We start from the raw sequence: 23,159 nt of genomic DNA, 5'->3' as shown, positions 1-23,159 counted from the left end.
TACCAATGTCCGCTTTAGCCACTGACCGGGCGCTGCTATCTTTGTGTCAAATTCTGGTTTGGCGGAGCACTTTCCCGCCTGGCAAAAAATGATGGAACATCATGAACCCTAACTATCTGGATTTCGAACAGCCAATCGCCGACCTGGAAGCCAAGATTGAAGAGCTTCGGATGGTTGGCAATGACACCGACATCAATATCACCGACGAGATCACACGGCTGAAGAAAAAGAGCGTCAGCCTCACGGAGAGTATCTTCTCCGATCTCAAGCCCTGGGACGTCGCGCGACTGGCCCGTCACCCCCGCAGGCCTTACACCCTGGACTACATCGAATCCATGTTTGAGGATTTCGATGAACTGCACGGCGACCGTCGCTATGCAGACGACCTGGCTATCGTAGGGGGTACTGCCCGGCTGGATGACAAGCCGGTGATGGTCATTGGTCATCAAAAGGGCCGTGAAGTTCGGGACAAGGTCAAGCGTAACTTCGGTATGCCGCGCCCTGAGGGCTATCGCAAGGCCCTGCGCCTGATGGAAATGGCCGAGCGCTTCAAGATGCCCATTCTCACGTTCATCGATACGCCGGGTGCCTATCCGGGCATTGGTGCGGAAGAGCGTGGCCAGAGTGAGGCCATTGCCTTCAACCTCGCCGTGATGTCTCGCCTCAAGACACCCATTATTTCCACGGTGATCGGTGAGGGCGGTTCCGGTGGTGCTTTGGCCATCGGTGTCTGTGACCAGTTGAATATGCTCCAGTATTCCACCTACGCGGTGATTTCCCCAGAGGGCTGTGCCTCGATCCTTTGGAAGAGTGCCGAATACGCTGCCCAGGCCGCGGAGGCCATGGGTGTTACCGCTGACCGCCTGAGAGATCTCGGCCTCGCAGACAACGTAATTACCGAACCTCTCGGGGGTGCTCACCGCAATCCCGAAAAAATGTCAGCATCCCTCAAAGAGGTCCTGGCAAAAGGCGTCGCTGAACTCAGCCGCCTGCCACTGGATGAGCTGGTATCCCGTCGCTATGAGCGGCTGACCCGCTATGACACCGGGCGCTGAGCCCGGCTCCGGATTCCACTGGCCGGAGGCCCTGTGTGCCCCGGTCAGAGAACTCCCCGATCACACCCGTCTTTGGGTCGCCCTGAGCGGCGGCCTCGATTCCACCCTGTTATTGCACCTGGCAGCCCACTGCCATGGCTATTCCGGCGCTGTCCGGGCGATCCATATCAATCATCAGCTTCAACCCAATGCATCGGATACCGAGTCGTTCTGTCGCGGTGAATGTGAGCGACTTGGCGTGCCGCTTGTGGTTGAGCGGGTAACCGTTGGTGGTGGCCGTAGCTCGGGTGCGGGTATAGAAGAAGCCGCCCGCAAGGCCCGCTATGCCGCCCTCGAGGCGCTGGTCGGGAAGGGCGACCTGGTCTTGATGGCTCACCATGGGGATGACCAGGCGGAAACCGTTCTGTTCCGGATGCTCAGGGGCAGCGGTGTGGCCGGGCTGGCGGGCATGCCGGCCCGTCGTGAGCTGGGCACCGCGACCCTCGCCCGGCCCCTGCTCGGGTTCGAGAGGGCCGAGCTCGAGCGTTGGGCCAGGGTCGCCGGTCTGTCATGGGTTGAGGATCCAAGCAATACCGACCAGCGATTTGACCGGAATTTCCTTCGTCACACTGTGTTGCCGCTCTTGCGGGAGCGCTGGCCGGGGTTGAATCGCAGGCTGCGGCACACGGCGGAGTCCTGTGCCGAGAGCGAAGCGCTTAATCGCAAGCTGGCCTCCCTGCAGTGGCAGGCTGGCGGCGGCGACCGGGACCGTCTCCCCGTTGATGGCCTGAAAACGCTGCCTCTGGCGGAGCAGAAGAATCTGATCCGCTGGTGGGTACGGGAGCGCGGGTTTCATGCGCCCACCCCCGGTGACTGGCAGCAAGTCATTCGGGATCTGCTGTTTGCCTCAGAGGATCGGGAGCCGGAGTTCCGGTCCGATGGCTTCAGTCTGCGCCGTTTCCGGGGCGATCTATGCCTGGTTCCTGACCGCGGCCCGTTATCGGACGTTCCGGTCGATATCGAGCCGGGGGCCAGTGTGGAGTGGGGAGAGTGGTCCCTCAGGTTGGAATCTGTCACTACCCCGGAACGGCCGTTGCCGCCAATACGGATATTTACGAGGCAGGGTGGCGAGCGGGTCCGTTTCCGTCCCGATGGGCCGTCCCGTTCGCTCAAGAAATGGCTGCAGGAAGTCGCCGTTCCGCCGTGGGAGAGGGCCCGGCTGCCGCTGGTTTTTGCCGGTTCCGGGGACGCAGCGGAGCTCATTGCCGTTGGCGATTTATGGTGTTCTGAACAATACTCGGGAGGCGCCCATGCCGCCGGTTGGCGGCTGGTCGTAGAGCGGGAATGTGATTGAGTCAATGGAGCCTTTCTGGTAGTCTGGCGTCCCATCTTGAGATGACAATCTCCCTCCTTCACCGAACCAGACAATCACGGAATCTGCATGACGCGTTATATTTTCGTCACCGGCGGTGTCGTGTCCTCCTTGGGGAAAGGTATCGCATCAGCCTCTCTGGCTGCGATCCTCGAGGCACGCGGCCTGAAGGTCACTATTCTCAAGCTGGACCCGTACATCAACGTGGACCCCGGCACCATGAGCCCGTTCCAGCACGGTGAGGTTTTTGTCACCGAGGATGGCGCGGAAACAGACCTTGATCTTGGCCACTATGAGCGCTTCATCCGCTCCCCGATGAGCAAGCGCAATAACTTCACCACCGGCCGGGTGTACGAGGAAGTAATCCGCAAGGAGCGCCGTGGCGACTACCTGGGCGGAACTGTGCAGGTAATCCCCCACATCACTGACGAGATCAAGCGGCGGGTCGTTGAAGGTGCTGCTGGCGCCGACGTAGCGCTGATCGAGATTGGTGGCACGGTCGGTGATATTGAATCCCTGCCGTTTCTCGAAGCTTGCCGCCAATTGAAGGTGGAAGTCGGTCCCCAGCGTGCACTTTTCATGCACCTGACCCTGGTTCCGTACATTGCCACTGCGGGTGAGATCAAGACCAAGCCCACCCAGCACTCGGTCAAGGAAATGCGCTCTATCGGTCTGCAGCCGGATATCCTGCTGTGCCGCTCCGAGCACGAGGTGGACGCCAGTTCACGTCGCAAGATTGCTCTGTTTACCAACGTCGAAGAGCGGGCCGTTATTCCTCTCCAGGATGCCAAATCCATTTACGCCATTCCTCGCATGCTCTATGAGCATGGCCTGGATCAGCTCGTTATCGAACGATTCGGCCTGGATGCGCGTCCTGCGGACCTCAGTGAGTGGGACAACGTTGTTGAATCACTGATGAATCCCGAGCAGGAAGTGACCATTGCCATGGTTGGCAAGTACATGGAGCTTCTCGACGCGTACAAGTCGCTGATCGAATCCCTGCTGCACGCCGGCATCAAGACCCGCACCAAGGTCAATATCAACTACATCGATTCGGAAGACATCGAGCGTGATGGCACCGGTGCGCTGGCCAGTGCTGATGCGATTCTGGTGCCGGGCGGTTTCGGTGAGCGCGGCGTGGAAGGCAAGATCCGCACAGTTCAGTATGCCCGTGAGAACAAGGTGCCTTACCTTGGCATCTGCCTGGGTATGCAGGTTGCTGTAATTGAATACGCGCGGAACGTGGCCGGTCTGACCGACGCTCACAGCACAGAATTCCGCGAGCACACGCCGGAGCCGGTGGTGGGCCTGATCACCGAATGGCTGGATTCCACCGGAGAGCGTGAAGAGCGTACGGAAGAATCTGATCTTGGCGGGACCATGCGTCTCGGCGCCCAGGACTGCGTGCTTACCGAAGGTTCCACCATTGCCAACTGCTATGGCAGGAAAACCATTCGCGAGCGTCATCGCCATCGTTACGAGGTCAACAACCACTTCCTGCCAAAGTTGGAAGAGGCCGGTCTTCAGATCTCAGGTCGTTCGACCGATGGTCGTCTGGTCGAAGTGGTTGAAGCGCCGGATCATCCCTGGTTTGTCGCCTGTCAGTTCCATCCGGAATTTACCTCCACACCCAGGGACGGCCACCCGCTGTTCAAAGGCTTTGTTGAGGCAGCACTGACCTGTAAGAAAGGATCCTGAGCATGGCGCAGAGCACTGTAAACGTTTCGGGAATCGACGTCGCCAACGACAAACCGTTTGTGCTCTTTGGTGGCATGAACGTCCTTGAGTCGCCGGAGCTGGCCATGGAGGTTGCCGAGGCCTACGTTGAGGCCACCGGTAAGCTCGGCATTCCCTACGTTTTCAAGGCGTCGTTTGATAAGGCCAACCGTTCGTCGGTGAATTCGTTTCGTGGTCCGGGCCTTGAGAAAGGGCTGCAGATTCTGGCGGACATCAAAAGCAAGTTTGGTGTTCCCATTATTTCGGACGTCCACGAGCCGGCCCAGGCCGCTCCCGCAGCGCAGGTATGCGACATCATCCAGCTGCCGGCTTTCCTGAGCCGCCAGACGGACCTGGTGGTCGCCATGGCGAAAACCGGTGCAGTGATCAACATCAAGAAGGCCCAGTTCCTGGCTCCCCAGGAAATGAAGCACATCATCACCAAGTGCGAGGAAGCGGGCAACGACAAGGTAATCCTGTGTGAGCGGGGTAGCAGCTTCGGCTACAACAACCTGGTTGTCGACATGCTGGGCTTTGGCATCATGAAAGCCATGAATGTTCCGGTGATGTTCGATGTGACCCACTCCCTGCAAATGCCCGGCGGACGCGTAGATTCGGCCGGTGGCCGACGTGCGCAGGTGACTGACCTGGCGCTGGCGGGTATGTCCCAGGGGTTGGCCGGTTTGTTCCTGGAGGCCCATCCGGACCCGGACAAAGCCAAGTGCGATGGCCCCTGCGCTTTGCGGCTCAGCCAGCTTGAGCCCTTCCTGCAGCGGGTGAAAGCCGTGGATGATCTGGTAAAAAGCTTTAAACCTATCGACACCGCCTGATTGGCGGTGTTGGCGTTTTACGCGGACTTTGGGAGCGAGCGGGAACGGCCCTGCGAAAATGTAGAGGGCCATGGATGGCCCGAAACAAGCGCACATGGATGTGCTCGTAGCGGTTTTCGCAGGGCCGTTCCCGTTCGCTCTGACTCCCGAATTTGAACATGAACTTGGAGACAGAGAAGAATGACCAAGATTGCCAACATTAAGGGCCGTGAGGTTCTGGATTCCCGCGGTAACCCGACAGTAGAAGCCGACGTTATCCTCGAAGACGGCACCATTGGTACCGCCTGCGCACCGTCTGGCGCTTCCACGGGTTCCCGGGAAGCCCTGGAACTGCGTGATGGTGACGCTTCCCGTTACCTTGGCAAGGGTGTTCTGAAGGCTGTAGAGGCCGTGAACAGCAAGATCCGTGATGCGCTGATGGGCAAAGATGCGGCTGATCAGCGTGCTCTGGACCAGATCATGTTGGATCTCGACAATACCGAGAACAAGGCTAACCTGGGTGCCAACGCAATCCTGGCAGTGTCCCTGGCGGCGGCCAAGGCGGCGGCAATCTCTCTGGGCAAGCCGCTGTATGCGCACATTGCCGACATCAACGGTACCTCTGGCAAGTTCTCCATGCCGGTGCCGATGATGAACATCCTGAACGGTGGCGAGCACGCGGATAACAACGTTGATATCCAGGAGTTCATGGTTCAGCCGGTTTCCGCCAAAAGTTTCTCTGAAGCCCTGCGTGTTGGCGCGGAGATTTTTCACAGCCTGAAGAAAGTGTTGAAGGCCCAGGGCCTGAACACAGCGGTTGGTGATGAGGGTGGTTTTGCTCCCAACCTGCCATCCAACGAAGCGGCGCTGGCGGTTATCCAGGAAGCGGTCGAGAAGGCCGGTTACAAGCTTGGTACCGATGTGACCCTCGCCCTGGACTGTGCATCTTCCGAATTCTACAAGGATGGCCAGTACCAGCTGTCCGGCGAAGGCAAGAGCTTCGATTCCGAGGGCTTTGCCGATTACCTGGCAGGTCTGTGTGAGCGATATCCGATTGTCTCCATTGAAGACGGCATGGACGAGAGCGACTGGGATGGCTGGAAGGTGCTGACCGACAAACTGGGCGCCAAGGTTCAACTGGTCGGTGACGACCTGTTTGTGACCAACACCAAAATCCTGAAGCAGGGTATCGAGAAGGGCGTGGGTAACTCCATCCTGATCAAGTTCAACCAGATCGGCAGCCTGAGCGAAACCCTCGATGCCATCAAGATGGCCCAGGATGCCGGTTTCACTGCCGTGATTTCACATCGTTCCGGTGAAACCGAGGACACCACCATTGCCGATCTGGCGGTGGCGACCTGCGCCGGCCAGATCAAGACCGGTTCCCTGTGCCGCTCGGATCGTGTTGCCAAGTACAACCAGCTGCTGCGCATCGAAGAAGCGCTGGACGGTAAGGCGCCTTACCGCGGCCTGAGCGAGATCAAAGGGCAGGGCTGATCGACTGATCCCACCGGTTCTGGCAGAGTGTCTGGCCGGTAATTGGCGAAAAACTGTTAAGGCCATCGTGTTCTGGGCGAAATTCCGGACATGATGGCCTTTTTGTACAGGCAGTTAGAAGAATTTGTTGCTAATCTACTCTAAGGTCTATACTCAACGTCCGGCGTTGGTATTTTGATTGATTGAATTTTGAACGGAATCGGCAATGAAGTTGCTCTGGACCATAATGGTGGTTGTGATTCTCCTGCTGCAGGTGCGCCTGTGGGTCGGGGAGGGCAGCTTTGCGCAGGTATGGGCTCTGGAGCAGTCCATTGCCGAGCAACGTGAAGAAAATGCCGAGCTGGCTATCCGCAATGAACGTCTCTATGCGGAAGTCAGGAATCTGCGTAACGAGCAGGGCGCCGTTGAAGAACGGGCCAGAATGAACCTCGGCCTGATAAGAGAAGACGAGACCTTTTTCCTGGTTGTTGAAAACTGATTGTCTATGCCTGCCCCGAGACTCTGGTTGATTGTTCCTGCCGCCGGCATCGGCCAGCGTATGCAGGCTGAGCAACCGAAACAATACCTTCGGATTGGCGAACGCTTCATTCTCGACATTACCCTTTCCCGACTGATGGACTCCGCGCCTTTTTCCGGCTGCATGGTGCCATTGCACCCGGCCGACCACTGGTGGCTGGATACCGAGGCCAGCGGAGATAGCCGAATCCAGACCTGTACGGGCGGTTCCGAAAGAGGCGGTTCGGTGTTGTCGGCGCTACATGCCATGGCGGAACAGGTGAGAGATGACGACTGGGTTCTGGTGCATGATGCGGCCAGGCCCTGCCTTCATACCCGGGATCTCTCCAATCTGATTGACCGGCTCTACAGCCATCCTGTTGGGGGGCTGCTTGCCTCGCCGGTTGCCGACACCATAAAGAAAGCTGGTACGGGTGAGCTTCCAGAAGTGATTGAGACAGTTGATCGCACGGGGTTGTGGCGGGCCCTGACGCCCCAGATGTTTCGCTACCGTATTCTTGTTGATTCCCTGGAGGCTGCTCTTGCCGGGGAGCTTCCGGTGACCGATGAGTCCTCCGCGGTGGAGTTTTCCGGTAACATGCCGGTGCTGGTTGAAGGGCGCCCGGACAATATCAAGATCACCGTGCCCGCGGATCTGGCACTGGCAGGCTTCATTCTGAGCCAATTCTGAACTTTCGGAGTGTTCCGGAGCACATTATGCGTATTGGTCAGGGCTTCGATGTCCATGCCTTCTGCGAAGGCGACTCTGTGATTATTGGCGGCGTAAGTATTCCGCATTCCCACGGGCTCAAGGCCCACTCCGATGGTGATGTCCTGCTGCATGCGTTGGCAGATGCATTGCTGGGCGCTGCTGCGCTTGGCGACATCGGGCATTTCTTCCCGGACACCAGTGATGAGTGGGCAGGGGCCGACAGCCGGGACCTTTTGCGTCGGGTTGTGAACCGTGTCCGGGACGAAGGTTTCTCCGTCGTTAACGTGGATGCCACAATTATTGCCCAGGCTCCCAAAATGGCACCTCATATTGATGCCATCCGTTTGAACATCGCCGAAGATCTGGGCGTCCCGGCCAGTCGTGTAAGCGTGAAAGCCACAACCACGGAAAAGCTGGGTTTTACCGGGCGCGGTGAAGGCATTGCCTGCCAGGCGATCTGCCTGCTTGAACCGGTGGAATCTTGAGCAACTGGCGCCTTGACTGGCCAACCTCCGGCGGCGGTCGTATTGCCTCTGGCCGCCTGAAAACCGCCCCGGGCGATTTCATTGTCGACGAATTGCTGGAGCTGTCGGAAAGCGACCCGGCCGTCGAGGGAGGTGTAATCGCAGGCAGTGGCGAGCATCTTTGTGTGAAACTGGAGAAAGTGGGAGATAACACAGAGTACGTTGCCCGCGAATTGGCCAGGATCGCCGGGTGTCGTCACTTTGATGTCGGTTTCTGTGGACTCAAGGATCGGCATGCTGTGACCCGCCAGTGGTTCAGTCTGTATCGTCCCGGAAGCGAAGATCAGGACGCCGTCCTGATCCGGGAGATTGACACACGCTGGCCGGTTCTGGCGGCTTCGCGGCAGGCGCGGAAATTGCGGCGTGGGGAGCACAGTGGCAATGGCTTCACAATTATCCTGAGGGCCGTTTCCGGTGAGCGCCAGGTTATTGACCTGGCGCTGGAGCGTCTGGGCGATATTGGGGCTCCAAACTACTTTGGCCCCCAACGGTTCGGCAATGGTGGCGCTAACATTGATCGTGCGGTGCACCTTGATCCCGCTACCCTGAACCGACGTGGCCGGTCCGGCGGAAAAGGCCGGGGTGGCAAAAAGCGAGCTGGCAGCGACGGCTCGAAAAACGTATTGTATTTTTCGGCAGCGCGCTCCTGGCTCTTTAACGAGGTGCTGGCAGCTCGGGTAGACGATGGCAGCTGGGCCGAGGCAGGAGCGACAGGTCCACTGTGGGGTGACGGCGGCACCACCGCTTCCGGGCCCCTGGAAACCCTCGAGCGAGGCATTGTTGCGCAAACCCCGGAGTTGGCCGCTCTGTTTTCGGTCACCCGGATGAAACCGGAGCGACGGCCACTGGCGGTAAAGCCGGAGAGCCTCTCCTGGCAGTGGCTCGCTGACGACTGTCTGGAGCTGGCGTTTTTTCTTTCGCCCGGCCAGTACGCGACAACGATTTTGAGTGATATTTTCGAGCTTGAGGACATGAGCCTCGGCCGACACAACGAACAACAAGGCTAGCGGAGAACACTGTGCGTATTCTGTTGTCGAACGATGACGGCGTTCATTCACCGGGGCTCATAGCCCTGTTTGATGGCTTAAAAGGACTGGGTGAGCTTGAGGTCGTGGCGCCTGACCGGGATCACAGCGGCGCTAGTAACGCCCTGACGCTCAATCGCCCCCTGACGGTTGAGGAACATCCCAACGGCTTCCGTTCGGTCGATGGAACACCGACCGACTGCGTCCACCTGGCGGTAAACGGATTGTTCCGTGAGCCCTTCGACAGGGTGGTGTCGGGTATCAACACCCACGCCAACCTGGGCGACGACATTATCTACTCCGGTACCGTTGCTGCAGCAACCGAGGGTCGCCACCTCGGACTCCCCGCCATTGCCGTCTCCCTCGTCAACGATGGCCACTTTCACTACGAGACCGCCGCCCGGGTTGTCCGGGTGCTGCTCGAGAACGAGCGTCCCCTGGTGCTGGGGCCTCGCTCCATTCTCAACGTGAATGTCCCGGATGTTCCCTGGGAGGAACTGGCTGGCATTCGGGTGACGCGCCTGGGCCACCGGGAACGGGCAGAGGGTGCCGTCCCGATGACCTGTCCTCGCGGCAAAGAGCGTTACTGGATCGGGGCGGCAGGTGTCGGCGGTGACGCCGGTCCCGGCACCGATTTCAACGCCGTCCGCGAAGGTTATGTCTCGGTTACCCCGGTTCACATCGACATGACCCGGCATGAGGCGCTCTCACGGCTCCGGGATTGGGTCGATACACTGGAGGTTTCGCTGGAGGGGCGGGGATGACAGCGCAGCTCGAAGGCATCGGGATGACCTCCCGACGCACCCGGATGCGACTGGTTCAGCGCCTCAGGGAAGCCGGCATCGAATCGGACCGGGTACTTGAGATTATGGGGGAGGTGCCAAGGCACATTTTCCTGGATGAGGCGCTTTCCCATAGGGCCTACGAAGATACATCGCTACCGATTGGCTACGGCCAAACCTTGTCACAGCCCTACATAGTTGCCCGCATGACTGAATTAATGCTTGCCCACGGGCCCTCACGGGTCCTGGAGCTTGGCACCGGGTCCGGTTACCAGACCTCGGTGCTCTCCCGCTTGTTCACCGAAATCTACAGCGTCGAGCGGATCAAGGCGCTTCAGGACAGGGCCAGGGACCGGTTGCGACAACTGAACGCCAGAAACGTATTCCTGAAACATGCTGATGGTGGCATGGGCTGGCCTGAACGTGGCCCTTTCGACGGCATTATCGTGACGGCAGCGCCCATTGAAGTTCCAGGCGAATTACTCGCGCAACTGGCAGACGGTGGCGTTTTGATTGCCCCGGTAGGTGAGGAGAATCAGGTGCTGGTGCAGGTAACCCGGCGGGGAGATCGCTTTGATCACAAGGAGCTGGAAGCGGTCCGGTTTGTGCCGCTTCTGGGCGGGGTTGTCCGATAATCATGGTCGACTCTCAAGCAAGTAAACCAAACCACGACAATGATATTGTACGCAGCCACCACCCTGCAGCCGTGTTTCTGAGAGGAATCGCCATGGGCGCCGCTGATATCGTTCCAGGGGTTTCCGGTGGCACCATTGCATTCATTACCGGTATCTATTTCCGCCTGCTGGAAGCTATCAATGCGGTTCCCGGAGCAGTCTTCCATGACCTGTTTCGAGGCCGGTTCAGTCGGTTCTGGTTCGCCTGTGACGGAACTTTTCTGGTCGCCCTGCTAGCGGGCGTTCTGACCAGCGTTGCTACCCTGGCATCTGGCATCAGCTATATGCTGGTGGCCTATCCGATCCTGATCTGGAGCTTTTTCTTTGGATTGATCGTCGCTTCGGTGTGGCATGTCGGGCGTCAGGTTCGACACTACAAGCCCGCACTGCTGGTTCCGCTGTTGTTCGGCATTGTTATCGCGTGGTGGATAACCACCCTGTCTGCCAGCGAAGTCGCGCCTTCCTCTCTGGCGTTTTTCGGGGCCGGCGCGCTGGCCATCTGTGCCATGATTCTTCCTGGCATCTCGGGCAGCTTCATCCTGGTGATTATCGGTATGTACGCGCCCGTGCTGGCGGCGATCAAATCGTTGGACGCGGGCATTCTGCTCCTGTTTATGGCAGGTTGCGTGGTGGGCCTTTTATCCATCGCCCGCCTGATCACCTGGGCGTTCCACCATTTTCATGATCTCGTGCTCGCCTTGCTCACCGGCTTCATGATCGGAGCGCTCAACAAGGTCTGGCCCTGGAAGGAGACTCTCAGTTGGCGTACCAACAGCTCCGGTGAACAAGTTCCCCTGAATGAGACGAGTATCTGGCCCTCTACCTTTGCAGAGCAGGCCGGCCAGGATCCCCAGGTGCTATTTGCCCTGCTCATGGCAGCGGCCGGTTTTGCCCTCGTTCTGCTGGTGGAGTGGCTCGGTTCCCGGCATGGAGAGGTCGCACCATCGAGGTAATTCGAGGCGACTGTGTGCGAAGAGTGTTACCTGACGCACAAAACGGGTGTTTCTGGAGGTAACAAGGGAGGTCGGTCAGTAACTTGGCTTCCCGAGGAAAATGTGCAATATATTAGCAAGTTACTATAAAAACTTTAGAAACTGCTTCGACAACCGACAGCGGTTATACGGATTTTTCATAACTGGGTCAGTTTTATTCCTGTGAGATTCATGCGTGGGCTCATCAATGCCGTTTTACCGGCGTCCCCGCGGTTCCCGTCCGGTGCCTCAGAGCCTGATCGCCCCGCGAAAAAGGTGCTGGCCAGCCGTCTTGCACTCCTGCCCCTGATGGCCCTGCTGTTACTTTCCGGCTGTAACACGCCGGCACTCTACCAGGACGACATTTACAATCCCCCGGTCTATTGGGGCCGTCACGTCGTCAAACCCGGTGAAACCCTTTACAGCATAGCCTGGCGGTATGGTCGGGACTACCGCGAGCTTGGCGATGCCAATGGCATTGGTCCGCCCTGGAATCTCAAAGCGGGTCAGGTGATTCGTCTGGATCTTCGCGGAAGTGTAACCTCGGGCAGTCAGACTACAGCTGCCAAAAAGCCCTCTGGATCGCAACCGCCGAGAACGGGAAGTCGTGCTTCGCCTCCAAAACAGACAGCCGCTACGGCACCCAAACCTGCGGTGACGAGAGTAGCGAACAAGGGCGCGCCACTTGCTTCCCAGACCCAGACCGTGGCCCGGATTGAATGGCGCTGGCCTCACGTTGGCACTGTAATTGCTGGATATTCAACATCCGGAAAAGTCAATAAAGGTGTTGATATTGCCGGGCAAGCCGGGGATGCTGTAAGAGCTGCGGCCACGGGGAATGTGGTCTATGCCGGCAACGGGTTGCTAGGATACGGCAACCTGATTATCGTGAATCACAACGAGCACTATTTGAGTGCTTACGCTCACAACCGGAAGATTCTGGTGCAGGAAGGGGAGGATGTGAAAGCCGGGCAGGTGATCGCAGAGCTCGGTAGCAGTGGCGCTGAACGACCCATGTTGCATTTCGAGATTCGCAAGAACGGCAATCCGGTTGACCCAGTCCATTATCTGCCACCGCGCCAGTGAACGAAGCAGTCAGCAGGCTGCCCAAATCGCACACCCCGGCACTGACGAACAAACCGCGTTCGCAAGAAAAACAAAAACGGTAAAGGCCATGACAGGCCGACCAACAAAATGTCCTGAAGAAAAAGCGTGAAGACAAAGACGTCCGCAACAACAAGAAGTATCGGGCGAACATCCAGGATTATTGAGAGGCGGGGCAAGACAAATGTCAGCAGAGCAAGAAGATATCATCATTGATCGTGTATCGGACATGGACGATGCCGAGGATCAATTGTTAGCAGAAGAGAAAGTTGAAAAAGAGCCAACCGAAGAAGTAGCAGAAGTAGAAGAGGACATCCCCACCCAGGGACGTTATTTCACCAGTCAAAAGCAGCTGGATGCCACTCAGCTGTATCTCAACGAAATTGGCTTTTCCCCCCTGCTCACGCCGGAAGAAGAGGTCTATTTTGCCCGTCTGGCCCGCAAGGGAGAGGAGTCTGGCCGTAAACGGATGATCGAGAGCAACCTTCGCCTTGTGGTGAAGATCGCACGACGTTACGTGAACCGCGGTCTGACTCTTCTGGACCTGATCGAAGAGGGCAACCTTGGCCTCATCAGGGCAGTGGAAAAGTTTGATCCGGAGCGGGGTTTCCGATTCTCCACCTACGCCACCTGGTGGATTCGCCAGACCATTGAGCGGGCCATCATGAACCAGACCCGCACCATCCGTCTGCCGATTCATGTGGTCAAGGAACTCAACCTTTATCTGCGTGCAGCGCGGGAACTGACCCAGAAACTGGATCATGAGCCCTCGGCGGAAGAAATCGCCAGGATGGTCGATAAGCCCGTGGCCGACGTTAAGCGGATGCTGGGTCTTAATGAGCGCGTCGCTTCCATGGACACTCCCATTGGTACTGGTGGCGAAAAGTCGCTTCTGGATACCGTAGCGGATGAAGGGGCCTCGGATCCGGCGGATCTTCTGCAGGACAACAATATGTGTTCCTGCCTGGAAAAGTGGATTGATCAGCTCAGCGACAAGCAGCAGGAAGTTCTTTCACGCCGTTTTGGTCTGCGGGGCTACCCGGTAAGCACGCTGGAGGAAGTCGGCCAGGAGATTGGCCTGACCCGTGAGCGAGTAAGGCAGATCCAGGTCGAGGCGCTTCGCCGCCTTCGTGAGATCCTGGAGAAGGAAGGCCTGTCCGGAAACCTGCTGTTCAAGTAACGCCTTTCTCATATCTCGATCCAAAGCCGGCCAGGGGATACCCTGGCCGGCTTTTTTGTGTTTCAGGATCGCCCCAAATGAGAACCAGGGCGCGTCCCGCCCGCCAGCGCCATTGATAGAATGCCATGACCGGGCGGGGATAAGGGTGTCGAAACCCGGTGCACGAATGAAACACGTCAATAATAACGATCGAAAAGGAAAGGACTATGAAGAAGGCTCTTACAACCGGTTTTGCGTCTCTGACGCTGACGGCCCTGCTGTCTGCACCGGTCGCTGCACTCACCGTGGAAGGTGTTGATGTTCCGGATACCTATTCCGCCATGGATACCGAACTCACGCTTAATGGCGCAGGTACCCGTTCCAAATGGTTCATGGACCTGTATGTCGGCGGTCTGTACGTTCCCGAGACCATCGACGATGGTGAGGCCGTGATTAACGCAGATGAGCCCCAGGCCATCACTCTGCACATCATCTCCGGCATGATTACCAGCGAACGCATGACCGAGGCCACCCTGGAAGGTTTCGAGGCCTCCACCGACGGCGATATGGCATCTATCCAGGAGGATGTGGACCAGTTTATGGCGGTCTTCCAGGAAGAAATCACCGAGGGTGACGTTTTCGATCTGGTGTATCTGCCGGGCGAAGGCGTGCGGGTTCTCAAGAACGGCGAGCACAAGGACACGGTTGGCGATCTGGCCTTTAAAAAGGCCCTGTTCGGAATCTGGCTGTCCGATAAGCCGGCGCAGAAGGATCTGAAGGAGAAAATGCTGGGTCAGCGCTAACCGCGGCTTGGCATCTGAAACAAAAAGCCGGCAAGATGCCGGCTTTTTTACGCCCCGAATTCAGAGATAATCCCGTTTCTGCTTGAACTCGCACAGGTCCTCAATGATACAGGCGCCGCATTTCGGTTTGCGGGCAGTACAGGTATAGCGCCCGTGCAGAATCAGCCAGTGGTGCGCGTCCAGCAGGAACTCTTTTGGCACCAGGCGCATCAACCGGTTCTCCACCTCCAGAACGTTCTTGCCGGGCGCAATGCCGGTGCGGTTCGACACGCGATAGATGTGAGTGTCCACCGCCATGGCCATGTGGCCGAAGGCGGTGTTCAAGACCACGTTCGCGGTTTTGCGACCGACTCCGGGCAACGCCTCAAGATCCTCCCGCCGCTCCGGCACCTGACCGCCGTGTTTCTCAATCAGGATTCGACAGGTCTTGATCACGTTCTCGGCCTTGCTGTTAAACAGGCCAATGGTCTTGATGTACTCTTTCAGGCCATCCACCCCCAGGGCGAGGATGGCCTCAGGCGTGTTGGCGACCGGGAACAGCTTGTCGGTAGCCTTGTTGACACCCACGTCCGTGGCCTGGGCCGAGAGAATAACAGCAATCAGCAACTCGAACGGGCTGGAGTAGTTCAGCTCGGTGGTCGGGCTGGGGTTCGCCTCCCTGAGGCGGGTGAAGATCTCGATGCGTTTCTGTTTGTTCATCAGCTCTCAGTCTTGTGCAAGTGCGGACTCAGGATACGTTCCCGGTAACCCGGACCCGCTTGCTGCCTGCAGCTACAGGCGCTGGTTCATGTGCCTTGCGGCGCTCTTCCAGGTGGTTGTCGATACCGTTTTTGAGCGCGATCAGCAGTCCGAGCCCGATAAAGGCGCCGGGCGGAAGAATCATGAAAAGCATATCCGGGTAGTTGTCGAAGGGGCGGATCACCCAATCGGCAGCAACGGGACCCAGCAGCAGGTGCATGTCGACAAAGAGGGTGCCCTGTCCGACAAGTTCCCGAAGGCCGCCCAGAACCACCAGCACCGCCAGAAAGCCAAGGCCCATCATGGCGCCATCCAGCAGTGCCGGAAGTGGTGGATTTCTGGAAGCAAAAGCGTCAGCCCGGCCCAGGATGGCGCAGTTGGTGACAATCAGTGGAATGAAGATGCCGAGAATCAGATAGAGCTCATAGGTAAAGGCCTGCATGAGCAATTCGGCGCAGGTTACGAATGAAGCTATGATCATGACGAATGCGGGCAGGCGCACAGACTCGCTCACGAAATTGCGAATCAGCGACACGGCAAGGTTGGATCCCATGAGCACCATGAGTGTGGCCAGACCCAGCCCGATAGCGTTGACAACGGTACTGGTCACGGCCAGAAGCGGGCAGAGCCCAAGCACCTGGACGAGGGCCGGGTTGTTGCTCCAGAGCCCGTCGCGGATGATTTCGCTGGATGATTTGGTTGCCATGATCAGGAATGCTCCGTTTTGGACGATTCGCCGGCAATCGCTTCAGGGTTCAGGATGTTGTCTCTCGGTGACGGCTCTTCATTAAGCCGCTCCCGGATAATCTGACGATTTTCCCGGAAGTAGATCAGTGCCTTCTGAACCGCTTTTACCACAGCCCTTGGCGTGATGGTGGCGCCAGTGAACTGATCGAATTCTCCGCCATTCTTTTTGACGTTCCACTCCCGATGTGGAGGCTTGCCCAACTGGCGTCCATCGAAACTCTTGATCCAGTCGGATTTGCGGGTTTCGATCTGGTCTCCGAGCCCGGGTGTTTCTTTATGATTGGTGACCCGCACTCCGAGGATGGTGCCTTGCATATTCACCCCCACCAGCAGGTGAATTTTACCCGAGTAGCCGTCCGGCGCTACCAACGGCATGATCATGCCAATGGGCTGTTCGTTCTGTCGAGCCACCCAGACGGTCAGGGGGCCAGGTTGCGCGAGCCGCTCACTGGCGGGTAACTGCACGGTGTCCCTGAGCAGGTCGTTGTTGTGCCGGCTCTCCGGAATGATCTCATACAGGGCCTGGGCCTCTGCGCGGGCGGCCTGCTCACGAATTCGCTCTTCGGTGGCCACCTGGGTCACGGCAATGGTGCCACCGGTAATTACGGCGAACAAGCCGAGCCCGATGGCGCTGCGACGGATGGACTGTGCAACTGCAGCCATGATTACCCCTGGCTCCCCGGCACACCCCGACGGGCCTTGTGGTGGCCGTAAGTGCGTGGAGGTGTGTAATGATCAATGAAAGGAACGGCAAAATTCATCAGCAGAACGCTGAACGCCACGGCGTCGGGATAATTGCCCCAGGTGCGGATCAGGTAGATCAAGATGCCAATTCCCGCCCCATAGATAAGTTTGCCCTGGTGGCTCGTAGCTGCAGACACCGGGTCGGTAGCGATAAAAAAGGCACCGAGCATGGTCCCGCCTGCAAGCAGATGCAGGGATAGTGGTGCATAGAGGTCGGCATTGTTGCCAAAGGCCAGGCTCATCACGATCATTCCACCAAGAAATCCTGCCGGAATGTGCCAGGTAATGATCCGCAGGGCGATGAGCAGAAGGCCCCCTGTCAGAAATGCCGCATTGACCCATTCCCAGCCTCTGGCGATACCCTCACCAAACGTCGGGTGGTTCAGCACTTCGGTTGCGGTGTGGGTTGTGATCTTGTGTTTGTACTCGTCAAGAGGCGTGGCCATCGTCCAGCCATCGACCGCTGTTTGCTGGCCGGAGGCTATGGTTGCCAGGGTCTCGCCAAAGCCCGGAGCACCGTCCCAGAGCATGGCGGGCTCTGCCCAGTTCGTGGTCATCGCCACCGGAAAAGACACCAGAACCAGGGCGTAGCCAACCATGGCAGGGTTGAAAGGATTTGAGCCCAGCCCGCCATAGAGTTGTTTGGCTACAACGATAGCCGAGATCACTGCGACCGCAGATACCCACCAGGGCGCAAACTGTGGCAGCGACAGACCCAACAGAAGGCCGGTGACGGCGGCCGTGTTGTCTTTGATGAAGAAGGCGACCGGCTTTTTTCTGAGCTTGAGCAGGGCAGCTTCAGAGGCGATCGCCAGGGCAATACAGAAGACCACGTTGATCAGGTTGCCCCAGCCGAAAAATAGCGTCTGGGCCAACAGACCAGGCAATGCCGCAATAAGAACCCACAACATCACGCGGGATGTTGGCCGGGCACTGTGGGCGTGTGGCGATGACTGCTGAACAAATGCCATGGATGTGTTGCCTGATCTTGTTTAGTGGGTTGTCTGGGATTCAGTCGGACCGGCGGCCAGCTTTTCTCTGGCCCCAGACAGCGCCTCTTCCGCTCTTTGCACCCGATCGTGATTCTTGGCCACGGCCCTCTCGAGCTTCTCGACGTTGTCCGCCTGCTGGGCTTTGGCGTCATCAAGCATGCCTTGCATGGTTTCCAGCTTGGACCTGGCCTGCTCCAGCTGTTTCTCAAGGGCCTCGATGTCGGGCTTTTCCTCCGTCGGCGGCGCACTGGGGGCAGGCGACTGGGACGCTTGTGCTTTTGCTTTCTTGCGGGCCAGGGCCTGTTCCACAAGCGCCGACTTGGCGGCACGTTCGTCAACGGCCTGACCCTCGGCGGCCGCTTTTTCAGCCTCTGCCTGTTTTTTCGCGGCTGCTTCGGCTGCGGCCTGTGCCCGCTCCTTACGCCTCAGCTCTTTCTCCTGTTGCTCCCGCTCAAGGCGCGCCTGGCGAGCTTCGAAGCGTTCACGAGCCCTGTCTGACTTCAGCTGTTCCGCCTGTTGTGAACGGATCTCGCCCTTGGCGAATCGATAATACTGAACCAGTGGAATCGAACTCGGACAAACGTAGGAGCAGGCCCCGCATTCAATACAGTCAAACAGGTTCAGGTGCTCCGCCTTTTCAAATTCGGTGGCCTTGGCGTGCCAGAACAGCTGTTGTGGTAAAAGCTCCATGGGGCAGGCTTCGGCACACTGGCCGCAGCGAATGCACGGTTGCTCCGGCGGCGGTGCAGGCAATTCAGAGGCCGTTGCGGCGATCACACAGTTGGTGGTTTTGATCACCGGTACTGCTTCTGTTGTCAGCGTGTAGCCCATCATGGGTCCGCCAAGCACCAGCCGGCTGACCGCGTCCTGGTTGACGCCGGCCTGCTCCAGCAGATGCTCAATGGGTGTGCCAATAAGCGCCTCGAAATTGCCCGGTTCCCGGACGGCTTCCCCGGTGATGGTAACGACACGGGAGATCAGAGGTGTTCCCTCAAAAACCGCCTGGGCCACGGCAACGGCGGTTCCAATGTTCTGGCACATTACGCCGATATCGGCTGGAATTCCGCCGCTGGGTACTTCCATGCCGGTCAGTATCTGGATCAGCTGTTTCTCGCCACCTGAGGGATATTTGGTGGGAACAACCGCAATTTCGGTCTGGGTGCCTTCGGTGGCCTTTTGAAGTGCGGCAATGGCTTCCGGTTTATTGTCTTCGATGCCGATCACACAGCGCTCGGGGCGCAGAATCCAGGCCATGATTTTCAGTCCGGCAACCACCTCATCGGCTTTCTCCCGCATGGTCATGTCGTCAGCGGTGATGTAAGGCTCGCATTCGGCACCATTGAGGATGAGCGTGCTGACCTTCCGGTCCCGTGGTGGCCGGAGTTTGATGTTGGTTGGAAAGCCGGCTCCACCCATGCCGGAAATGCCGGCGTCACGGATGATCTGCAGAACCTTGTCCCGCTCCAGCGAACGATAGTCCGTCACTGTATTACGCTGGCACCATTGGTCTTCGCCATCCGGTTTAAGGGTAATGCACCGATCTGCCATACCTGAAGGGTGGGGCACAGGGAAGTCGGCAATGCTCTCGATAACGCCGGATGTCGGCGCATGAACAGGGACGCCCATGCCGGTTGTTACATCGGCAATTTTCTGGCCCTTCAACACCCGCTCGCCCACCTCAACAATGGCTTCGGCAGGATCGCCGATGTGCTGCTGAAGTGGCAGTACCAGGTAGTCAGGCACCCCTGCATTGCGAATCGGGCGCGCGGTAGAAATGTCCTTGTGTTCCGGGGGATGGATGCCGCCGGCGAAGTCCCAGAGTTGAGTCATCAGGCGCTGGCTCCCTGGCGATCGGTGGCAATGAGTCCGGATGTGGGCGGTGTCCAGGTCCAGGTGCGAATATCCGGTTCCACCGTCACCATATCGATGCAATCCACCGGGCAGGGATCAACACACAGATCGCAGCCGGTGCATTCGCTCTCAATCACCGTGTGCATGTGCTTGGCGGCACCAAGAATGGCATCCACGGGGCAGGCCTGGATGCACTTGGTGCAACCAATGCATTCGTCTTCGCGAATAACCGCAACCCGTTTGACCTGCTCAACACCGTGTTCGGCATCCAGGGGTTCCGGCTCGACATCCAGCAGGTCTGCCAGTGCCTTGATGGTAGACTCGCCGCCCGGCGGGCATTTGTTGATGGGCCCCCCCTCGGAAATGGATTCGGCGTAGGGCCGGCAACCGGGATAGCCGCATTGGCCGCACTGGGTCTGGGGCAGAAGGGCATCGATCTGATCCACCAGCGGGTTGCCCTCCACCTTGAACCGTTCGGCCGCAAACCCGAGCAGGCCCCCGAAAACAACGGCAAGGGCCAGAAGCACCACAACGGCAACAAGAACGCTTGTCCACATAACCTGTTACTCCTAATCCCACCGGCCGATCAAACGCTGACCAGGCCGCCAAAGCCCAGGAAAGCCAGGGCCATCAACCCGGCTGTCACCAGCCCGATGGCGGCACCGCGAAAGGCCACCGGCACATCGGACACGGCGATGCGCTCACGCATGGCGGCGAACAGCACCAGAACCATCGAAAAGCCCGCTGCTGCACCAAATCCGTATAAAACCGACTCGACGAAGTTGTTGTTCTTGTTGATGTTAAGCAGGGCGACGCCGAGCACCGCGCAATTCGTGGTGATCAACGGAAGGAAGATACCCAATACCCGGTATAGCAACGGGCTGGTTTTGCGCACCACCATTTCGGTGAACTGAACCACCACCGCAATCACCAGAATAAAGGTGATGGTTCTGAGGAACGCGAGGTCCAGCGGCTCGAGCAGGTAGGTATAGGCAAGGTAACTGCACACCGAAGCCAGGGTCAGCACGAACGTGGTGGCCAGCGACATCCCCATGGCCGTCTCCAGTTTTCCGGATACACCCATAAAGGGGCACAGGCCCAGAAACTGAACCAGTACAAAATTGTTCACCAGAATGGTGCTGACCAGAATCAGCAGATATTCGGTCATTCGCCTTGCTCCATTGACCCTGCCAACGCCCCTTACATGACCCGCATGCCGGGGGTGGCGCCGGAATCCGGGGAAAGGATAAAGATATCCTTACCACCGGGGCCCGCTGCCAGAACCATGCCCTCGGACGTTCCGAACTTCATTTTCCGGGGTTTGAGATTGGCTACCATCACTGTCAGTCGCCCCTCAAGATCTTCCGGTTTGTAAGCAGACTTAATACCAGCAAACACATTACGTTCGCCATGCCCTACATCAAGGGTGAGGCGAAGAAGTTTGTCGGCACCTTCCACATGCTCTGCTTTGACAATTTTAACCACTCGAAGATCCACTTTCGCGAAATCGCCAAATTCTATTTCATCGGCAATGGGCTCAAGATTGGCAGCAGGTGCCGGTTTGCCGGTCGCTGCGGGCAATTCTTCCTTTGAGGCGTCCAGCATTTTCTCGATCTGGGCCATATCCACGCGGTTCATCAACGGCTTGAACTTGTTGATGCCGTGGTTCTCCAGGCGTTCGCTCCGATTGTTCCAGTCCAGCGGCGCATTCAGGAACGCTTCCGAGGCCTTGGCGGTCTCCGGCAGCACCGGTGCCAGATAGGTCATCAGAAGATGGAACATGTTGATGGCGTTGGTGCAGATGGCCTGCAGGTTTTCATCCTGGCCTTCCTGCTTGGCGATCACCCAGGGCTGCTCGTCATTGACGTACTGGTTGGCGATGTCGGCCAGTTCCATGATCCGGCGCATCGCGCGGCCAAACTCGCGGGACTCGTAGTATTCCTCGATTTCCTTGCCGGCCTCGATAAATTCTTTCAGTTTGGCGTGCTCGGTAACCTGGCCAAGCTGGCCGTCGAAGCGCTTGGTAATGAAACCGGCACTGCGGCTGGCAATGTTCACCACCTTGCCCACCAGATCCGAGTTCACCCGGGCGGCAAAGTCTTCCAGGTTCAGGTCCATGTCATCCACGCTGCCGGTCAGTTTGGCGGCGAAGTAATAGCGCAGGTATTCCGGGTTGAGGTGGTCCAGGTAAGTGCGCGCCATGATGAACGTGCCGCGGGACTTGGACATTTTTTTCCCGTTAACGGTGACAAAGCCGTGGGCCCAGACTGCGGTCGGTGTGCGGAAGCCTGCATCGTGCAGCATGGACGGCCAGAACAGCGCGTGGAAGTTAATAATGTCCTTGCCGATAAAGTGGTAGACCTCAGCGGTGGAATCGGCCTTCCAGAAGTGCTCGAAATCGATGCCTTCCCGGTTGCAGAGGTTTTTGAAGCTGGCGAGGTAGCCGATCGGTGCATCCAGCCACACGTAGAAGTACTTGCCGGGCGCGTCCGGAATCTCGAAGCCGAAGTAGGGTGCATCGCGGCTGATGTCCCATTCCTGAAGGCCTGCGTCCAGCCATTCAGCCAGTTTGTTGGCCACCTGGGGTTGCAGCGTGCCGCTACGGGTCCACTTGGCGAGGAAGTCCTGGAAATCCGGCAGCTTGAAGAAATAGTGCTCGGATTCTTTCTCGATCGGTGTGGCGCCGGAGACCGCCGAGCGTGGATTGATCAGCTCGGCCGGCGTGTAGGTCGCGCCGCAGGCCTCGCAGTTATCCCCGTACTGGTCCTCGGTCTTGCATTTGGGGCAGGTGCCCTTGATGAACCGGTCCGCCAGGAACATGTTCTTTTCAGGGTCGTAGGACTGGGTAATCTTGCGCGTGGCAATGTGCCCGTTTTCCTGAAGCTGACGGTAGATATACTCCGAGAACTGACGGTTCTCTTCGGAATGCGTGGTGTAATAGTTGTCGAACCGGATGTGGAACCCGGCGAAGTCCTCCTGATGCTCCTCGCGGATCCGGTCGATCAACTGCTCGGAGGTAATGCCTTCCCGCTCGGCACGAAGCATGATGGCGGTACCATGGGCATCATCGGCGCAAACGTAGTAACAATTCTGGCCACGCATCTTCTGGTAACGCACCCAGATGTCGGTCTGAATGTATTCCAGCAGGTGCCCCAGATGGATAGGGCCGTTGGCGTACGGCAGGGCGCTGGTAACCAGAATATCGCGCTGTTGCTTGCTCGCTTGCGTCATGGTGATGTCCGAACCTTATGTTGACACGGGTTGGAAAGACAAAACGGGGGACCGGCGGCTGTCTTGATTGATTGCCCCAGGTAAAGACCCCATATGGTCAGAAACGGGCACAGATGATACCTTCCGAGCAGATAATTTTCACCCGAATCACCTGTTTCCGTGCTTAAAATCGAGCATGA

The 23,159-nt window shown here is 58.1% G+C and carries 23 protein-coding genes; 15 read left to right on the top strand and 8 right to left on the bottom strand.

Going from position 1 to position 23,159, the window contains the following annotated elements:
- Positions 1-101 precede the first annotated feature (101 nt).
- From accA to J3362_RS08930, 15 genes are all read left to right on the top strand, one after another.
- Positions 102-1,055 (top strand): acetyl-CoA carboxylase carboxyl transferase subunit alpha, encoded by a 954-nt coding sequence (gene accA, locus J3362_RS09000; protein ID WP_349519205.1) that lies wholly within the window; start codon positions 102-104, stop codon positions 1,053-1,055.
- Positions 1,039-2,388, top strand: a complete 1,350-nt coding sequence (gene tilS, locus J3362_RS08995) for a tRNA lysidine(34) synthetase TilS (RefSeq protein ID WP_349519204.1) — start codon at positions 1,039-1,041, stop codon at positions 2,386-2,388. The genes accA and tilS overlap by 17 nt, the downstream gene beginning before the upstream one ends.
- Positions 2,389-2,475: 87 nt before the next feature.
- A complete protein-coding gene (pyrG, locus tag J3362_RS08990) occupies positions 2,476-4,104 on the top strand; it encodes a CTP synthase (RefSeq protein ID WP_349519203.1) in 1,629 nt (542 codons plus the stop codon).
- Between the two features lie 2 nt (positions 4,105-4,106).
- Complete coding sequence (gene kdsA / locus J3362_RS08985) at positions 4,107-4,952, top strand: 3-deoxy-8-phosphooctulonate synthase (protein WP_349519202.1); 846 nt, start codon at positions 4,107-4,109, stop codon at positions 4,950-4,952.
- A gap of 180 nt (positions 4,953-5,132) precedes the next feature.
- Positions 5,133-6,428, top strand: a complete 1,296-nt coding sequence (gene eno, locus J3362_RS08980) for a phosphopyruvate hydratase (protein WP_349519201.1) — start codon at positions 5,133-5,135, stop codon at positions 6,426-6,428.
- 205 nt (positions 6,429-6,633) lie between these two features.
- Positions 6,634-6,906: a septum formation initiator family protein gene (locus tag J3362_RS08975; RefSeq protein WP_349519200.1), complete on the top strand. Its 273-nt coding sequence runs from the start codon at positions 6,634-6,636 to the stop codon at positions 6,904-6,906.
- Between the two features lie 6 nt (positions 6,907-6,912).
- Positions 6,913-7,614, top strand: a complete 702-nt coding sequence (gene ispD, locus J3362_RS08970) for a 2-C-methyl-D-erythritol 4-phosphate cytidylyltransferase (protein WP_349519199.1) — start codon at positions 6,913-6,915, stop codon at positions 7,612-7,614.
- Positions 7,615-7,640: 26 nt separating this feature from the next.
- Positions 7,641-8,120, top strand: a complete 480-nt coding sequence (gene ispF / locus J3362_RS08965; RefSeq protein ID WP_349519198.1) for a 2-C-methyl-D-erythritol 2,4-cyclodiphosphate synthase — start codon at positions 7,641-7,643, stop codon at positions 8,118-8,120.
- Positions 8,117-9,166 carry a tRNA pseudouridine(13) synthase TruD gene (gene truD, locus J3362_RS08960; RefSeq protein ID WP_349519197.1) on the top strand — a complete coding sequence of 350 codons (1,050 nt, stop codon included), beginning with the start codon at positions 8,117-8,119 and terminating at the stop codon, positions 9,164-9,166. The genes ispF and truD overlap by 4 nt, the downstream gene beginning before the upstream one ends.
- 11 nt (positions 9,167-9,177) lie before the next feature.
- Positions 9,178-9,948 (top strand): 5'/3'-nucleotidase SurE, encoded by a 771-nt coding sequence (gene surE / locus J3362_RS08955; protein WP_008172880.1) that lies wholly within the window; start codon positions 9,178-9,180, stop codon positions 9,946-9,948.
- Positions 9,945-10,601 carry a protein-L-isoaspartate(D-aspartate) O-methyltransferase gene (locus J3362_RS08950; protein ID WP_349519196.1) on the top strand — a complete coding sequence of 219 codons (657 nt, stop codon included), beginning with the start codon at positions 9,945-9,947 and terminating at the stop codon, positions 10,599-10,601. The genes surE and J3362_RS08950 overlap by 4 nt, the downstream gene beginning before the upstream one ends.
- Positions 10,602-10,603: 2 nt before the next feature.
- Entirely contained in the window at positions 10,604-11,593 is a 990-nt protein-coding gene (locus J3362_RS08945; RefSeq protein WP_349519195.1) for a DUF368 domain-containing protein, read from the top strand.
- Between the two features lie 210 nt (positions 11,594-11,803).
- Positions 11,804-12,697 (top strand): peptidoglycan DD-metalloendopeptidase family protein, encoded by an 894-nt coding sequence (locus tag J3362_RS08940; RefSeq protein WP_349519194.1) that lies wholly within the window; start codon positions 11,804-11,806, stop codon positions 12,695-12,697.
- Positions 12,698-12,899: 202 nt separating this feature from the next.
- A complete protein-coding gene (rpoS, locus tag J3362_RS08935; protein ID WP_349519193.1) occupies positions 12,900-13,895 on the top strand; it encodes an RNA polymerase sigma factor RpoS in 996 nt (331 codons plus the stop codon).
- A 206-nt stretch (positions 13,896-14,101) separates the two neighbouring features.
- Positions 14,102-14,677, top strand: a complete 576-nt coding sequence (locus J3362_RS08930) for a chalcone isomerase family protein (RefSeq protein WP_349519192.1) — start codon at positions 14,102-14,104, stop codon at positions 14,675-14,677.
- A gap of 60 nt (positions 14,678-14,737) precedes the next feature.
- Here J3362_RS08930 and nth read toward each other — a convergent pair whose 3' ends face one another.
- The 8 genes from nth to metG are packed head-to-tail and all read right to left on the bottom strand — an operon-like array spanning position 14,738 to position 22,980.
- A complete protein-coding gene (nth, locus tag J3362_RS08925) occupies positions 14,738-15,376 on the bottom strand; it encodes an endonuclease III (protein WP_349519191.1) in 639 nt (212 codons plus the stop codon).
- A 28-nt stretch (positions 15,377-15,404) separates the two neighbouring features.
- Positions 15,405-16,121 (bottom strand): electron transport complex subunit E, encoded by a 717-nt coding sequence (locus J3362_RS08920; protein WP_349519190.1) that lies wholly within the window; start codon positions 16,119-16,121, stop codon positions 15,405-15,407.
- A gap of 2 nt (positions 16,122-16,123) precedes the next feature.
- Complete coding sequence (gene rsxG, locus J3362_RS08915; RefSeq protein ID WP_349519189.1) at positions 16,124-16,825, bottom strand: electron transport complex subunit RsxG; 702 nt, start codon at positions 16,823-16,825, stop codon at positions 16,124-16,126.
- Between the two features lie 2 nt (positions 16,826-16,827).
- The gene (gene rsxD, locus J3362_RS08910; protein WP_349519188.1) at positions 16,828-17,877 is read right to left on the bottom strand and encodes an electron transport complex subunit RsxD; all 1,050 of its coding nucleotides are present in this window, start codon (positions 17,875-17,877) and stop codon (positions 16,828-16,830) included.
- A gap of 21 nt (positions 17,878-17,898) precedes the next feature.
- Positions 17,899-19,728, bottom strand: a complete 1,830-nt coding sequence (rsxC, locus tag J3362_RS08905) for an electron transport complex subunit RsxC (protein ID WP_349519187.1) — start codon at positions 19,726-19,728, stop codon at positions 17,899-17,901.
- Positions 19,728-20,306 carry an electron transport complex subunit RsxB gene (gene rsxB / locus J3362_RS08900; RefSeq protein WP_349519186.1) on the bottom strand — a complete coding sequence of 193 codons (579 nt, stop codon included), beginning with the start codon at positions 20,304-20,306 and terminating at the stop codon, positions 19,728-19,730. The genes rsxC and rsxB overlap by 1 nt, the downstream gene beginning before the upstream one ends.
- A gap of 29 nt (positions 20,307-20,335) precedes the next feature.
- Positions 20,336-20,917, bottom strand: coding sequence for an electron transport complex subunit RsxA (rsxA, locus tag J3362_RS08895; RefSeq protein WP_014576726.1), 582 nt, complete (start codon positions 20,915-20,917; stop codon positions 20,336-20,338).
- A 32-nt stretch (positions 20,918-20,949) separates the two neighbouring features.
- Positions 20,950-22,980: a methionine--tRNA ligase gene (gene metG, locus J3362_RS08890; protein WP_349519185.1), complete on the bottom strand. Its 2,031-nt coding sequence runs from the start codon at positions 22,978-22,980 to the stop codon at positions 20,950-20,952.
- Positions 22,981-23,159: the final 179 nt, after the last annotated feature.

Origin of the sequence: Marinobacter sp. NFXS11 (assembly GCF_040148675.1) — a bacterium.
Taxonomy (GTDB): Bacteria; Pseudomonadota; Gammaproteobacteria; order Pseudomonadales; family Oleiphilaceae; genus Marinobacter.
The sequence above is the reverse complement of the archived record's forward strand: the minus strand, read 5'-3'. Positions and strand labels throughout refer to the sequence as shown.